Genomic DNA, 13,480 nt, shown 5'->3' on the forward strand with positions numbered 1-13,480 from the left:
CCGACGGCCTACTCGGCTGGCGCAAGAGCAGGGCGCGGCACGGCTGCTTCCCGGATCGGCCAGTGAACCAGGGCTGCAAAGAGACCGAGTATCACGCCGAGCCACCAGACCGGGTCATAACTGCCAAACAGGTCGTAAAGATAGCCGCCCAGCCAGACGCCCAGGAACGAGCCCACCTGGTGTGAAAAGAACACGACCCCACCCAGAAGCCCCAGATGCCCTGTGCCGAACATGATCGCCACCAGCGAATTGGTCGGCGGCACGGTGGATAGCCACAAAAGCCCCATGACGATGGCGAAGACGATTACGCTTGTGGGCGTTTGCGGGAGCAGCAGGAATGCCGTTACGGCGATTGACCGCGCGATGTAGATCAGGGCGAGAAAACCGGGCTTGGAATAGCGCTGGCCGATATAGCCCGAGGCGAGCGAGCCGATGATGTTGAAGAAGCCGATCAGGGCTAGCGCCACCACCGCATAGCGTGCATCAATGCCGATATCGCCGATATAGGCCGGGAAATGCGCGGTGATGAAGGCGACCTGGAAGCCGCAGACAAAGAACCCCGCGACCAGAAGCACGAAGCTGCGATGCGCGAAGGCCTCCCGAAGGGCCTCTCTGACCGTCTGCTTGAAGGTTTCCGCGCTGTTGCGCGCTGTCGCCGCATTGCCGACGAGTGGTATGGCCAGAAGCGGAACAATCAGCATCGCCACGCTCATGTAAACCAGCGTATCGGACCAGCCGAACGCATCGATCAGGCCCTGGCTTATCGGCGCGAAGATAAACATGCCGGCAGAGCCAGAAGCTGTCGCAAGGCCGAAAATAAGGCTGCGCTTTTCGGCAGGAACGCTGCGGGCGAAGGCTGCGAGGATGATGCCGAAGGAGCCGCCGGCAACGCCAAGGCCGACAAGAACGCCGCCGCCGATGTGAAGCATGGCTTCATGCGTGGGCATCGACATCATCAAAAGGCCGACGGCGTAAATAACGGCGGAGAGGGCGAGAACACGCCACGTTCCAAACCGGTCCGCGATGGCACCAAAAATCGGCTGGCCGATCCCCCAGAGCAGGTTCTGGATCGCCATGGCGAGGCCGAATGTGGTGCGGTCCCAGCCCGTTTCGGCAAGTAAAGGGAGCTGGAAGAAGCCCATGGCCGAGCGCGGGCCGAAGTTCAGGGCTGCAATCAGACAGCCACAGATGACGACCGCCCATGGAAACGCATGTGGCATGGCCGCGCGGGCGGGGTTTTGTTGTGTCATGTTGCCTTCACGCGTTTCCAGTGTGTCAGTTCAATAATCCGAAGGATAAGGATAGCGCAGGCTGAACTTCAGCGTAATCGACAAATTGTGCATCTTCGATCAGTTTTTCTCATGATTGCTGTCGAAGATCGGGAATAAACTCGTCTATGCATGCGTTGATCGGACAGAAGCAATCTCCCGTAGAAGGCGGGCAGGGGGCATGGACGGCAAGAAGAAGGCGATTGTCGGTGAAATTCCGGGGCTGCGACGCTATGCGCGGGCTCTTCTGCGCGATGCCGATGCTGCCGATGACCTCGTGCAGGATTGCCTCGAGCGGGCCTTTTCGCGGCTCGACAACTGGCAGACGGGTACGTCGCCACGACGATGGCTGTTCACCTTGATGCACAATCTGTTCGTCGATGGTGTGCGGGCACGAAAGCGGCGGAGCGAACTCGTCTCGGGCGCAGCGGTCGACATGCGGGCTTCGGTCAGCGCGCCGGAACAGAACGGCATGCTCGATCTTCGTGACGTGCTCGATGCCCTGCAGGAAATCAGCCCGGAACGGCGCGCCGCGATCCTTCTGGTGGGGGTTGAAGGCATGAGCTACGCCGAGGCAGCGGATGTTCTGGACATTCCTACGGGAACGTTGATGTCGCGCGTGGCGCGTGGACGGCAGGATCTGCGTGACATTCTTGATCTGGCGCGACGCCGGCGCATTCTCAAGGCGGTGGAGTGATGACACAGCGCAGCTTTGATGAAAGGGACATTCACCTCGCACTTGATGGCGAGCTATCACCGGAGGATATGGCTGCCTACGAGGCCTGGCTGGAAACCCGCGCTGATATGCGTGCGCTGAGCGCACGCTACGTCTCGGACCGGGCGTTGCTGCGTGACACACTGGCCACGCTGGCGCGTGAGGAGGTGCCGCAACGTCTGCAGGAAGGGGCCCATTCTGCCAGCCGCAAGACGAAGGGCGCCCGGCACATGCCGTTGCGGAGGCTCGCTGTCGCTGCCGTCATGCTTGTCGCGGCCGGTGCGGCAGCCGGTTTCTGGGCGGGGCAGCAGGGGTTTGGTGGCGGCGAAACGCTCGCCGCGCTGGACGTGGTTGGCGAGGCCGTCGCTGCGCACCAGGTTTATGCTGCGGAAAAGCTCCATGTTGTTGAAGTGGGCGCGAGCGAGCGCAGCCATCTGGTCGGATGGCTGTCCAACCGCGTGGGCACCAGGCTTGTCGCCCCCGATCTGCAGGCCGAAGGTTTTGACCTTATGGGCGGCCGGTTGCTGCCCTCGGGCGGAAAGGCCGCCGCGCAGTTCATGTATGAAGACCCTTCGGGTGAACGCGTTTCGCTCTATGTCGCCCACTGCGTGAAGGGAGAGACGACAGGCTTCCGACTCTTTGAGGATGAAGGCGGCCGCGCATTCTACTGGCAGGAAGAGGGCTTCGCCTACACGGTTGCCGGAGCGATTTCAGAAAAGCGCCTGCTGGAGATCGCGAACGTCACCTACCGGCAATTGCTCGCCGGTAGGTGAGACGCGCATCAGCGCTTGGCCGTGCTCTTTTTGGCCGGCCTGGTGGTCTGGGCCTTGCTGTCGAGCGGCAGATAGTGAACGTCGCGCTGCGGGAAAGGAATGGAGATACCCTTCTCGTCGAACGCCTTCTTGGCCGCTTTGGTCAGGTCAAGGCGGGTCTGCCACCAGTCCGCGGTCGTGGTCCAGTAACGCATGGTGATGTTGACGGCGCTGTCGCCCAGTTCTGAAACGAAGGTCGCGGGTTCCTGATCGGCCAGAACACGGTCGTCGGAGGCAGCAAGGTCGAGCATTGTCTTCTGTGCGAGGTCGATGTCGTCATTGTAGCCGATGCCGATCACCAGGTCGTTGCGGCGGCGCGGATTGCGCGAATAATTGGTGACGGACGTGTTCCACAGCGAGCTGTTCGGCGCGAGGATGTAGAGGCCATCGACCGTCTTCATCTCTGTTGCGAAGAGGCCGATGGTCTGGATCGTCCCGGAAATGCCGCTCGCCTCGACAAACTCGCCGACACGAAACGGTTTCAGAACGAGGAGCATGATGCCCGCGGCGACATTCTGCAGCGTGCCCTGCAGGGCGAGGCCGATAGCGAGGCCGGCCGCACCGAGTGCGGCGATGATGCTCGCCGTTTGAACCCCGAACTGGGCCAGCACCGTGACCCCGACCAGGATCAGAACCGCGTACCGGGCAATCTTGGAAAGAAAACTGGTGAGCGTGACATCGAACGAGGGAAAACGATCGAGCGTGCGGCGCACCCACTTTTCCACCATCCCCGCGACAATAAAACCGGCGATGATGAGAATGATGGCGCCGAGAATCGAGAAGGCGTAAGATACGGCGAATTCGCTGATCTGGGCCAGAGCTGCCTGGGCGGCTGTCATGAGGTTCTCAGTTTGCATTTCCATATTGGGGAATGTCTCCGTTCCATGTTTGTCGTTTCCGGCCTTCAGGGGACGGTATTGACCCGTTTGCAGCGCTCAAAACGCGAGGAGATGGCTTTGCGGACGTCCCGTCGCGTCTGGCCTGCTGGTGCCGCGTGTCTAGCAATCCCTGCCGGTTGCTGCAAATCGGGGCTTGGGCTTGTGGAGCATGGGCCTTCAGGGGCGCCGATGTTGCCTGGAGCGTGGTATGTCGATTGATGTTCGCTTCGCCCATCTTGAAGATCTCGATGCGCTGGTTGCAATCGAGAACGCGGCGTTCTCGGGCGACAGACTTTCCCAGCGCTCTCTCCGGCGCCTGATCGGATCGCTGGCGGCCATCACCTGCGTTGCCGAAGAGGGTGAAAAAGTCCTCGGATATGCGCTGGCGTTGACACGCCGGACGAGTGGCATCGCGCGGCTTTACTCCATTGCCGTCGCACCGGATGAAACCGGCAGGGGGGTGGCGGCGTTGCTGTTGCATCATGTCGAGAACGCAGCGCGTGCACGAGGGTTCCAGTCGATGCGCCTTGAGGTGCGGGCAGACAATGAGCCGGCCATACGGCTTTACGAAAAAACGGGATATCGTAGCTTTGCCCGATATGAGAATTACTATCACGACGGTATGAGCGCATTGCGTTACCAAAAGGCGCTGTGCGCATTGAACACGGAGAACGGCCCCAGATGAGTTGGGTCATCCTGACTGGCAAGAAAGGCGATCTCGACGAGACCGCCACCCCTTATAAAATCATCACCAACCGCGATTATCTGGCTCATCCGGCGCTGTTTCGCGGACAGCGACCCAAGGTCATCAATCTTTCATCCAGCTATGCCTATCAGAGCCGTGGCTACTATGCGTCGCTGCTTGCCAGTTCCCGCGGTCATCGAGTGATCCCCTCGGTCGAAACCATGATCGACCTCTCTGCGCGCAAGCTCTACGAGAACGCGCTCCCGGAACTTGAACAGGCCCTCAACCGCTGCCGCACCGAACTTGGCGGAAGCTTTCCTTCAACCGTCAGCGTGTTTTTCGGCATCGGACCCGAAAAGGCCTGGGAACGCTTCGCGAAGCTCCTGTTCGACTGGTTTCGCGCGCCCGCTCTGGAAGTCGTCATCAAGGACGGCGAATGGGCAACGATCACACGCATCGGGTTTCGCGCCCTTTCACGCATGAGTTCGGAAGAGAAGGAGCGCTTCACCGCATCCCTGCACACCTATACGAGCCGGCAGTGGCGTGAGAGCCGCACCCGGGTTCCGGCGCGCTACGGTTTCGCCACCCTCATTGATCCAAGGGAGGAACTCCCGCCGTCGAGCGTTGCTTCGCTCAAACACTGGTCGCGCATCGCCGCCCGCATGGGTGTTGAAGTGGAACCGATCACGAAGAAGGATCTGCCGCGCCTGGCAAACTTTGATGCGCTGTTCATTCGCGAGACCACGTCCATTTCCAACCACACATACCGTTTCGCCCGGCGTGCCGAGCAGGAGGGCATGCCGGTGATCGACGATCCACTGTCGATGATCCGCTGCACCAACAAGGTCTATCTCAATGAGTTGATGACGACGCACCGCGTGCCCGTTCCACCGACCATGATGATTGCCGGAACAGCGGACCTCGAGCGCGCTGCCGATCTGCTCGGTTTCCCGCTGGTGCTCAAGACGCCCGACAGTTCTTTTTCACGCGGCGTGAAGAAGGCGGCGAACATGGCGGAGCTCAAGGCGCTGGCGACAAAATGGCTGGAGGATTCCGATCTGCTCATCGCGCAGAAGTTTCTGCCCACTGCCTTCGACTGGCGTATCGGGGTTCTCGACGGAAGGCCGCTTTTCTCCGTGCAATACCTCATGGCAAAGAAGCACTGGCAGATCGTCAATCACGAAAGACAGGGGCGTCCGGACGAGGGAGGTTTTCGCTCGTTCACCCTGGCGGACACACCGTCGGACGTGCTCGACATCGCCGTGCGTGCCGCGCGCTGTATCGGAAGCGGGCTTTATGGCGTGGATCTCAAGGCAACGCCGGAAGGTGTCTACGTCATCGAAGTCAACGACAATCCCAATCTCGATCATGGCTGTGAAGATGCCGGAGAAAAGGACGCTGTCTGGACCAGCCTCACCCAGTGGTTCATCGACCGTCTGGAGAGGTGAGGGCACCTCTCCATCTGTCGACATCGCGGTAGATCAATCGGGGACCGAGACGCTCACTCCCTTTTTTCCAAAGCCCTTGTTGATGGCTTCAGTCAGAGCCGAGCGGGATTTCTGCCACCCTTCGCTTCTCGCCCAGAAGCGGAGCGTTAGATGTGGAGCGCCACCATCTATCGCCGAAAAGAGCGTTTCTGCCTGGGGTTTCTTCAAGATGCTCTTTTCTGCGTCGAGAATTCTCAAGAGCCCCTTCTGAACCTGCTCGGGGCTGAGATCGTTTCCAACATCGATCTCAAGCTCCACCCTGCGAGCCTTGTTCCTGGAATGGTTTGTGATGGCCGCGTTCCAGAGTGTGCTGTTGGGAGCGAAGACGATGAGCCCGTCATCGGTTTTCAGTTCCGTCGCAAAAAGCCCCAGAGTGCTCACGGTTCCTGATATTCCATTCGCCAGCACATGCTCGTCTACTTCAAACGGCCGCAGAATGAGCAGCATCACACCTGCAGCGATGTTCTGCAGTGTTCCCTGAAGGGCGAGGCCGACCGCGAGGCCGATAGCGCCGAGCGCTGCAATAATGCTGGCGGTTGGCACGCCCAGCTGCGTGAGTGCCGCAACGCTGGAAAGGGCCAGGACGGTATATCGGGCCAGAACCGAAAGAAAGGAAGTCAGGGTCGCGTCGAATGAGAACACCTGGCTAAGTGTGTTGCGCACCCAGCGCTCCAGCATTTTTGCTGCAATGATGCCAATCACCAGAAGGGCAATAGCGCCAAGAAACGTCAATCCGTAATTCAGTGCAAATTCCGTGACGTAACCGAGCGCTGTATTCGCTGTTTGAATAAGACGTCCTGCTTGCTTTTCCATGTTTCGAACATCTCCGTGCCGTGTTCGGGGTTTCCGTTTTCAGAAACCGAAGCACCGCCCCGTCGACGTTCTCATCCACCTGATAATCCTGGCAGGAGGATCAGAAGCGCTGAACTGCATCAGTCTGGATGACGCGTATATCAAGCGTCTTTGAGTTGTAAAAGTATATATGTAATATAATTTTTATAGTGTGATGGCTGGTTTGGATTTAAATTGTATATCTATTTTGAATGAAAAAATAAAACTATAAAATAGAGAACATTATATGGCGTTTCTTCTTTTTTCATCAATTACCGTAAAGCGGTCGAGGAAGGCTTTTTGAGCCAGTTTCGGGGGCTGAGGTTCGAGTTTCAGCCCTTCCGGGGGCAGTCCGCGTGGACGTCCGAAAAACCGCGCGGCCTCCGTTGCGCCAAAGCCTGCGAGCTGTGTCGCCTCGTAGAATGCGGCGATCTGATCGGCGCGTTTGATCGCTTTCTTCAGCTTTAATGGCAGATTGGGAGCCAGAGTGAACCGTTGATGGATCGCGCGCTGCAGACGCTTCTCGACAGACTTGTAGTCGTCGCCCAGTGTGGCCTTGAACGGGGAAATCATGTCACCAATGACATATTCGGGCGCATCATGCAGCAGCGCGGCCATGGACCACTCGGGTGTGACGTCGCGCGTGATCCGGCAAAAAATCTCCTCCACCAGAAGCGAGTGCTGAGCGACGGAATAGGCGTGGTCGCCTTCGGTCTGTCCGTTCCAGCGGGCAACACGGGCAAGGCCGTGTGCGATATCGCTTATTTCAACGTCCAGTGGGGACGGGTCGAGAAGATCAAGCCGGCGGCCGGACAGCATTCTCTGCCATGCGCGGGGAGGCGCTGCTTTGGTCGAAGCCGGCATCAGCCCGCACTTTCCGTGGATGCTGGAAAGCTGAAGCCAGCCCATTGTGGGATGGCGAACGTCACAGGGATATCGCCTGCCATCACCGGTATCCCCGCATCCATCGCGTCTTTGACCCTGTCGATCCGCACGATAGCCAGAGCCCGGGGGCCCGAGACCGTACCGAGCGTTCCGAGTGGCTTGCCGTCAGCGCGCAGCTCGGTGCCCGAAGCGGGCAGGCAGATGCGCCGCTGACGATCAGGAGCCTCCGGCGAGCCGTTCCCCGGTGATGCATCCGCGAGACCACCTCCTGGCCGACAAAGCAGCCCTTCTTAAGCCCGATGCCACCATTCTGGTCGTAAAGCACGTCATGAGGAAACGCGTCGCCCAGTGCAAAGTCGCTGCCGCTTTCGGCAACGGCACTGGCGATCCGCAGTCCGTCCAGGTGCTTCCTGGCGCTGTCGGCTTCGGGCGTCTCGCCATAGTGCCTCCGCATGTTCAGGTCTGCGGGAAAGCGACAGTCCGTCAGCGTTGAATCATCTTCTGAAGAAGCAGAATCACTTTGCCACGAAACCGCGATAGTGCGTTGTTCTATCTCTGAAATATCCACTTTTGCGCGCAGCTTGTAGAGGGTCAGGCGCTTCACCAGATCGGCGGCGATATCCGCTCGGCATTCAATTCGGAACGCGTCGCTGCCGGCGCGGGAAATGAGAAAATCGAACAGAATCTTGCCCTGAGGGGTGAGCAGGGCGCTCGGACGGCATTCGCCATCCTTGAGAGCCGAGAGGTCGTTCGTGATCACGTTTTGAAGAAAGTGTTCGGCCTCGGAACCCTGCAACTGGAAGAGGGCTCGATTGTCTAGGTGGCAGGTCGGCATGGCTGATCCGGCAAGGTAAAGGGGTCATCTTGCTTCTAGCTAGGATGCTTTACCGCCGACGACAACCCGGCAACTGCCATGAGAGGCTCAACGACTGGCCTTCTCCCTGAGACGGGCCGCAGCCTCGGCAAGAGCTCTGGCGCTTCTGGCGCTCAGGCCACCGTTTTCATAGTCGCGGCGCAGTGCCTCCTCGATCTGCTCGGCGATGTTGTCGAGTGAGGGGGAGGGCGTGTCGTGCGGCGCGCTTCGGTGGTCGAAAAGATTGATCCAGTGATCCGTCTCTCTGCCAAACCGCATCAGGCGGTCGAGATAGACCTCGGCGCTTCCACTGCGTGAAATGAGGCCAAACAGACCAGCGGCGATCGACAGGGGACTCATGACGACATCGCGCATGCCGTCGGCCATGAGCTTCACCTGAAAGAGGATGACACGCCTGACAAGGCGTCCGCGCCTCCCCGCGCTTCGCGGCGATGTGGCAAGACCGCTTTGCGATTGCGCTATCCCCTCCATGGGACACCTCCCTGAGTTCCACCGGATATGGGGGCGTTCCAGGCGATTGCAAGAAACGGCTCAGTCTCCGGCCACGAAAAACGCCCAGTGTCCATCTGGCGTTATACCCACGCGATAAAAGATGTAGGCGCCGAAACTCTTCATGTCCTCATAGTCACCGGCAGTCACAAGCGTGAACAGTTCGACGCGCTGCTTCTTGTCGAGGGATTCGAGCGGGATGGCGAAAAAATAAGGCCAGACATACATTTCCTGGGGCGTGCCCGCATCGAGATGCACATAGCCCGCCTGCAGGACTTCGAGCAGTATGGCCAATATTTCCTGGCCTTCCTCGTCTCCTGACAGTTCGATGAGAAAATCAAGCGGATCGCCATCGAGTCCTCCGAGCGAGAGGCGCGTCGCGCTCTCCCCGCTGCCGATCAGTGGGCGCAGACGTTCGATGTCCCCGCTTTTGGCAGCTTCGACGATTAGTCCATGCATCCGCTGTACCGGTTCGGGGACCTGCTCCAGATCGTAAAGGATCTCCGGCAACTCCTTTCCGATCTGGGTATCCGGCCGCACCACATCGCGCAGTGGCGTATCTTCAACGGGAGTCGCATCCTCACCCGGCTCAGAACTTTCCGGCGTGTCGGTGTCGGCGTTCGGGAAGCGAATCGGCGGCGGCAGTGGCACGCGCTCGACACTATCGGACCCGCTCTCGCCTTCCTCTGCCGGTTCGACTTGCTGCAGTTCGCTGAGGGCAAAAGCGGGCAGGGCGTTCGCTCCAGTCAAACCAGCCGCAGCCAGGCCGGCCATCAGAAGGCGTCGCCACCGCGTTCGTCCCTGCATGCTTGAGTGGTTTTCGACGTTCACCAGATGCCGCTTCATTGTCACGTCTCAGTTTCCGTAGCGCTGCACGATCTCGCTGGATATGCGTGAGCCCTCGTTCATATAGTGGTCGATGGCGGAAAGCGCCTGGTCCGTACAGTTTTCATAGGTCCCTGCAAAGGATCTGTAGCCGCGATTGAAGCTGGCAATCAGCTTTTCGCGGCGAGCCGGCGTCGGTGCTTCCGTTTCCAGAAGCTCTTCCATCTTCCCGCGCCAGGCGTCGGAACCCTCTCCGCACAGATTGCGCAGATAGTGGATTGAACCAAGCACTTCAGCGAGCCTCAGAAGCGGTGTTTCATAAGTCGCGTCGTTGGCCCGTGCCGCAGGCGCAGCCATGAAAAGGGCCATCGCGAGGCCGAAAAGTGCTGAACCATTGCGCATGCCGTGTTGTCTCCCAGCGAGCGCCGCCTGTCAAACGCCCGCAGTTGCAGGAAGGCGATCACCAGACATTCAGGAAAGTGGCAAGATTGAGGGCGCAGGGGCCCATGGGCTCAGCTATCGGTCGAGTGTTGCAGTTCTTCAATAACCGCGCGCGTGCTGTCTGTTAGGGGCATGGCAGTGATCGCCTCGGGTGCATACCACCCGGCCTCGCTTGCATCGTCACCAGCGGTGATGGCGCCTGCCGCAACGGTGGCGCGAAACACGATCAGCCGAAAGGTCTGCTGTCCGTCATCTCCGTTCAGCAGGATTTCTTGATAGGGGCTGGCCGTTTCTATGACCAGTCCTGTCTCCTCCAGCAATTCGCGTGCGAGCGCCTGCTCGAAGGTTTCTCCCGCTTCCACGCGACCACCGGGAAAGGCATAGAGGCCCTTCGCGGGCGGGCGGCCGCGGCGCACCAGAAGAACCTGCCCGTCCTTTAGAACGGCCGCGGAAACGGCGAGGATTTCCTCTGATTTCAAAGGCACACCCCTTGCATCCTGCCACCCGATCACCAACAGTCCCGACCGTGTTTATGTCTTGAGAATACGGGGGACGCAATCGTGCGGGTGATGCGGAGCACGGGATTTGTTGCAGGTCTGGCGTTCATGTTGTCTTTGTCGGCATGTGCAACGCTGAACGAGACCGAGTGCGAATCGGTGAACTGGAGCGATCTGGGACGCAGCGACGGCGCTGCCGGACGCAGCCCGTCCTATGTTCAGAGGCACCGTGAGGCCTGCGCGAAGTACAGTCTGCCGGTGGATGAAAGCGCCTGGCGCGCAGGCTGGGAAGACGGCATTCGCCGCTATTGCACCCCCGAAAATGGCCTGAGCGCCGGGCGCGACGGGCGCAGTTACGCCAATTCCTGCCCTTCCGACGTTGCGCCGGGATTTGAGAGCGCTTACCGCGTCGGCAAGCGCGTGCATGACGCCCAGTCGGAATATGACCGTCTCAAGCGCGAACTCGAGCAGCTTTACGACGATCTCGAAGACGCCGCCAAGGGCGAGGACCGTCGCAAGGTGCGCAACCGGATTTCGCTGAAGGAATCAGACCTGTTCCTTGCCGAGGGCCGCGTGCGCGATGCCGAGCGCCTCTACGACCGCTACCTCTATGAGGAGGCGGCCGGCCGTTACTGAAACACTGGTCGGGGTATCAGCTCATGTGTGGTCGTTTCGCTCTCACCGACACACCGGACGCGGTGCAGTCGCTCCTTGCGGTGACAGACTTCGAGCCGTTTCCCCCGCGCTACAACATCGCCCCGACACAGCCCGTTCTGATGGCTCTGTCCGGCCCTGCGCGGGCGGCCGGCTCCAACCTGCCATCGCGGCAGAGCATGCTGGTGCGCTGGGGCCTCATTCCCGCCTGGGCAAAAAATCCGAACGACTTCTCACTTCTGTTCAACGCCCGCTCCGAAACGGCGGCGGAAAAGGCGTCCTTCCGCACCGCCATGCGCCATCGCCGCGCGCTGGTTCCGGCGAATGGCTTTTACGAATGGCGGCGCGTTGGTTCGAAACGCGCGGAGCCATACTGGATCCGGCCCCGCGGTGGCGGCCTGATCGCCTTTGCCGGATTAATGGAAAGCTGGTCGGAACCCGGTGGCACGGAGATGGACACGGGCGCCATCCTGACGACGGAGGCCAATGCGGACCTGCGCGGTATCCATCATCGTATGCCCGTGGTCATCAAGCCGGAGGATTTCGGCCGCTGGCTGGACTGTCTCAACCAGGAACCGCGCCATGTGGCCGATCTTCTGAAACCGGCCGAGCCTGGCTTCTTCGAGGCGGTGCCCGTGTCGGACCGGGTCAATAAGGTGGCAAATGCCGGTCCGGACCTTCAGGAGCGCGTGGAACGCCGCGAGGCTGAGGACACCGACCCAAAGCCCGGAGGCGACAGCGGCCAGCTCGATCTCTTTTAAACGACGGTCCGCATGAGGTGGACGGCCTCGGCGCCAAAGCGATAGACGCCCTCGCGCAGCCCCCGGAAAGACTGGCGCGACACATCGCTGACCGGCAGCGGAAGCTCCTCCTGCGAAATGCGCCCCAGCACAAGCTCCGCCAAAGCCTTGCCGAACACGGTGCCCGGCCCAATGCCGCGCCCGTTATAGCCGGAAAAACCGACGACATTCTCGCCAAGGCGATGGAATTTCGGCAGGTGATCGGCCGTCATGCCGATATGGCCATACCAGCAGTGGTCAAACCGTGTCCCTTTCAGTTCCGGGAACAGGCGGGCGATGGCCCGCTCCGCCCAGGCGCGGTGAACCGCCTGGCCCGTCCCCTTCAGGGCCCCCACGCTTCCGAACACAAGCCGCCCCTCCCGATCCCAGCGGAATGAGGTCAGTATCTGCTTCGTGTCCCACGCACCCTGCCGCTCCGGCAATATCCGGTCCCGCACTGCCTGCGGCAGGGGCGGGGTGGCAAAATTGAAATAGGGCAGGTGGACGATCTCTTCGCGGATCTGAGACCATGGCGTGGTGGTATAGGCGTTGGTTGCCACGATCACATGGCGCGCCAAGAGCGCACCCCGAGGCGTTTCAAGCCGCCAGCCATCGCCGCTGCGCTCTGCTTTTGTCACCCGGGAACCGGTGTGAAGCCTTGCGCCGGCCCGTGCTGCCGCATGGGCGAGGCCCCGCGCATAGGAGAGCGGCTGTATCGTGCCTGCACGTTCATCAAGCAGCGCGCCGGCAAATGCCGCGCTCCCGACCTTCTTCGCCGTTTCCTGCCGGTCGAGAAGCCGCACCGGAGCACCACGCGCCTGCCATTGCCGTGCGCGCTCCTCAAGCTGTCTGAGCCCGCTTTCGCCGACGGCGCAGTGCAGCGTACCGACAGGCATCGCCTCGCAGTCCATATCGTGCCGCTTCGCCAGGTCGAACACAACGCGCGGTGCGTCGCCGAGAATTTTTAGCAGGCGCTCGCCATAGGTCTCACCGAGAATGCCGGGCAGGTCGTCGGGCATGACCCACATGCCCGCATTCACAAGGCCGACATTGCGGCCCGAGCCGCCGAAACCGATTTCATCGGCTTCGAGAACCACGACGTCCGCACCGGCCTCTGCCAGGTGAAGTGCCGCCGAAAGACCCGTATACCCCCCGCCGACAATGGCGACCATCGCCGACTGATCGCCGGAAAGGGCTGTTGTCTGCGACGCGGCAGGGGCTGTTTTTTCCCACAGACCATGGGAAAGCGGGTCGTTCATCATCTGGCGAACTCACTGGACACTGAGACTGTCCCGACACATCACATGCCGCCTGCCGCCGGTCCAAGCGAAAAATCCGCATGACGTTATGCTGAGGCCGC

The 13,480-nt window shown here is 60.5% G+C and carries 15 protein-coding genes and 1 pseudogene; 6 read left to right on the forward strand and 10 right to left on the reverse strand.

Going from position 1 to position 13,480, the window contains the following annotated elements:
• Positions 1–8: 8 nt before the first annotated feature.
• Positions 9–1,220, reverse strand: coding sequence for an MFS transporter (locus JCM21793_RS08480; RefSeq protein WP_370671634.1), 1,212 nt, complete (start codon positions 1,218–1,220; stop codon positions 9–11).
• 229 nt (positions 1,221–1,449) lie between these two features.
• Between JCM21793_RS08480 and JCM21793_RS08485 the strand changes: the two genes are divergently transcribed.
• Positions 1,450–1,965 carry a sigma-70 family RNA polymerase sigma factor gene (locus JCM21793_RS08485; protein WP_025030105.1) on the forward strand — a complete coding sequence of 172 codons (516 nt, stop codon included), beginning with the start codon at positions 1,450–1,452 and terminating at the stop codon, positions 1,963–1,965.
• The gene (locus JCM21793_RS08490; RefSeq protein WP_025030106.1) at positions 1,965–2,756 is read left to right on the forward strand and encodes an anti-sigma factor family protein; all 792 of its coding nucleotides are present in this window, start codon (positions 1,965–1,967) and stop codon (positions 2,754–2,756) included. The genes JCM21793_RS08485 and JCM21793_RS08490 overlap by 1 nt, the downstream gene beginning before the upstream one ends.
• An 8-nt stretch (positions 2,757–2,764) precedes the next feature.
• On the opposite strand, the gene JCM21793_RS08495 is transcribed toward JCM21793_RS08490, so the two are convergent.
• Positions 2,765–3,658 carry a mechanosensitive ion channel family protein gene (locus JCM21793_RS08495; RefSeq protein WP_025030107.1) on the reverse strand — a complete coding sequence of 298 codons (894 nt, stop codon included), beginning with the start codon at positions 3,656–3,658 and terminating at the stop codon, positions 2,765–2,767.
• Between the two features lie 223 nt (positions 3,659–3,881).
• Between JCM21793_RS08495 and rimI the strand changes: the two genes are divergently transcribed.
• Together rimI and JCM21793_RS08505 are read left to right on the forward strand one after the other, a co-directional pair.
• The gene (rimI, locus tag JCM21793_RS08500) at positions 3,882–4,358 is read left to right on the forward strand and encodes a ribosomal protein S18-alanine N-acetyltransferase (RefSeq protein ID WP_025030108.1); all 477 of its coding nucleotides are present in this window, start codon (positions 3,882–3,884) and stop codon (positions 4,356–4,358) included.
• A complete protein-coding gene (locus JCM21793_RS08505; RefSeq protein WP_007008497.1) occupies positions 4,355–5,806 on the forward strand; it encodes a RimK family alpha-L-glutamate ligase in 1,452 nt (483 codons plus the stop codon). Before rimI ends, JCM21793_RS08505 begins: the two co-directional genes overlap by 4 nt.
• Positions 5,807–5,839: 33 nt before the next feature.
• Here JCM21793_RS08505 and JCM21793_RS08510 read toward each other — a convergent pair whose 3' ends face one another.
• The 7 genes and pseudogenes from JCM21793_RS08510 to JCM21793_RS08540 form a co-directional block, all read right to left on the reverse strand.
• Entirely contained in the window at positions 5,840–6,658 is an 819-nt protein-coding gene (locus JCM21793_RS08510; protein ID WP_025030109.1) for a mechanosensitive ion channel family protein, read from the reverse strand.
• 261 nt (positions 6,659–6,919) lie between these two features.
• Positions 6,920–7,495, reverse strand: a complete 576-nt coding sequence (locus tag JCM21793_RS08515; RefSeq protein ID WP_244439701.1) for a YfbR-like 5'-deoxynucleotidase — start codon at positions 7,493–7,495, stop codon at positions 6,920–6,922.
• A 44-nt stretch (positions 7,496–7,539) separates the two neighbouring features.
• Positions 7,540–8,396 (reverse strand): annotated as a pseudogene (gene ygfZ, locus JCM21793_RS24895) (CAF17-like 4Fe-4S cluster assembly/insertion protein YgfZ).
• Between the two features lie 87 nt (positions 8,397–8,483).
• Positions 8,484–8,906 carry a hypothetical protein gene (locus tag JCM21793_RS08525; protein WP_025030111.1) on the reverse strand — a complete coding sequence of 141 codons (423 nt, stop codon included), beginning with the start codon at positions 8,904–8,906 and terminating at the stop codon, positions 8,484–8,486.
• 60 nt (positions 8,907–8,966) lie between these two features.
• A complete protein-coding gene (locus tag JCM21793_RS08530) occupies positions 8,967–9,770 on the reverse strand; it encodes a hypothetical protein (protein WP_025030112.1) in 804 nt (267 codons plus the stop codon).
• Positions 9,771–9,779: 9 nt separating this feature from the next.
• A complete protein-coding gene (locus JCM21793_RS08535) occupies positions 9,780–10,151 on the reverse strand; it encodes a TIGR02301 family protein (protein WP_025030113.1) in 372 nt (123 codons plus the stop codon).
• A gap of 110 nt (positions 10,152–10,261) precedes the next feature.
• Positions 10,262–10,675, reverse strand: coding sequence for an NUDIX hydrolase (locus JCM21793_RS08540; protein ID WP_036539964.1), 414 nt, complete (start codon positions 10,673–10,675; stop codon positions 10,262–10,264).
• Positions 10,676–10,795: 120 nt separating this feature from the next.
• Here JCM21793_RS08540 and JCM21793_RS08545 point away from each other — a divergent pair, with 120 nt between their 5' ends.
• On the forward strand, positions 10,796–11,323 hold the full coding sequence (locus tag JCM21793_RS08545; protein ID WP_244439702.1) for a DUF2799 domain-containing protein: 528 nt from the start codon (positions 10,796–10,798) through the stop codon (positions 11,321–11,323).
• A gap of 23 nt (positions 11,324–11,346) precedes the next feature.
• Positions 11,347–12,102, forward strand: a complete 756-nt coding sequence (locus JCM21793_RS08550; protein WP_025030116.1) for an SOS response-associated peptidase — start codon at positions 11,347–11,349, stop codon at positions 12,100–12,102.
• On the opposite strand, the gene JCM21793_RS08555 is transcribed toward JCM21793_RS08550, so the two are convergent.
• Entirely contained in the window at positions 12,099–13,382 is a 1,284-nt protein-coding gene (locus JCM21793_RS08555) for an NAD(P)/FAD-dependent oxidoreductase (RefSeq protein ID WP_025030117.1), read from the reverse strand. The genes JCM21793_RS08550 and JCM21793_RS08555 overlap by 4 nt on opposite strands.
• Positions 13,383–13,480 lie beyond the last annotated feature (98 nt).

Source organism: Nitratireductor aquibiodomus NL21 = JCM 21793 (assembly GCF_000615975.1).
In the GTDB taxonomy this organism is placed as follows: Bacteria; Pseudomonadota; Alphaproteobacteria; order Rhizobiales; family Rhizobiaceae; genus Nitratireductor; species Nitratireductor aquibiodomus.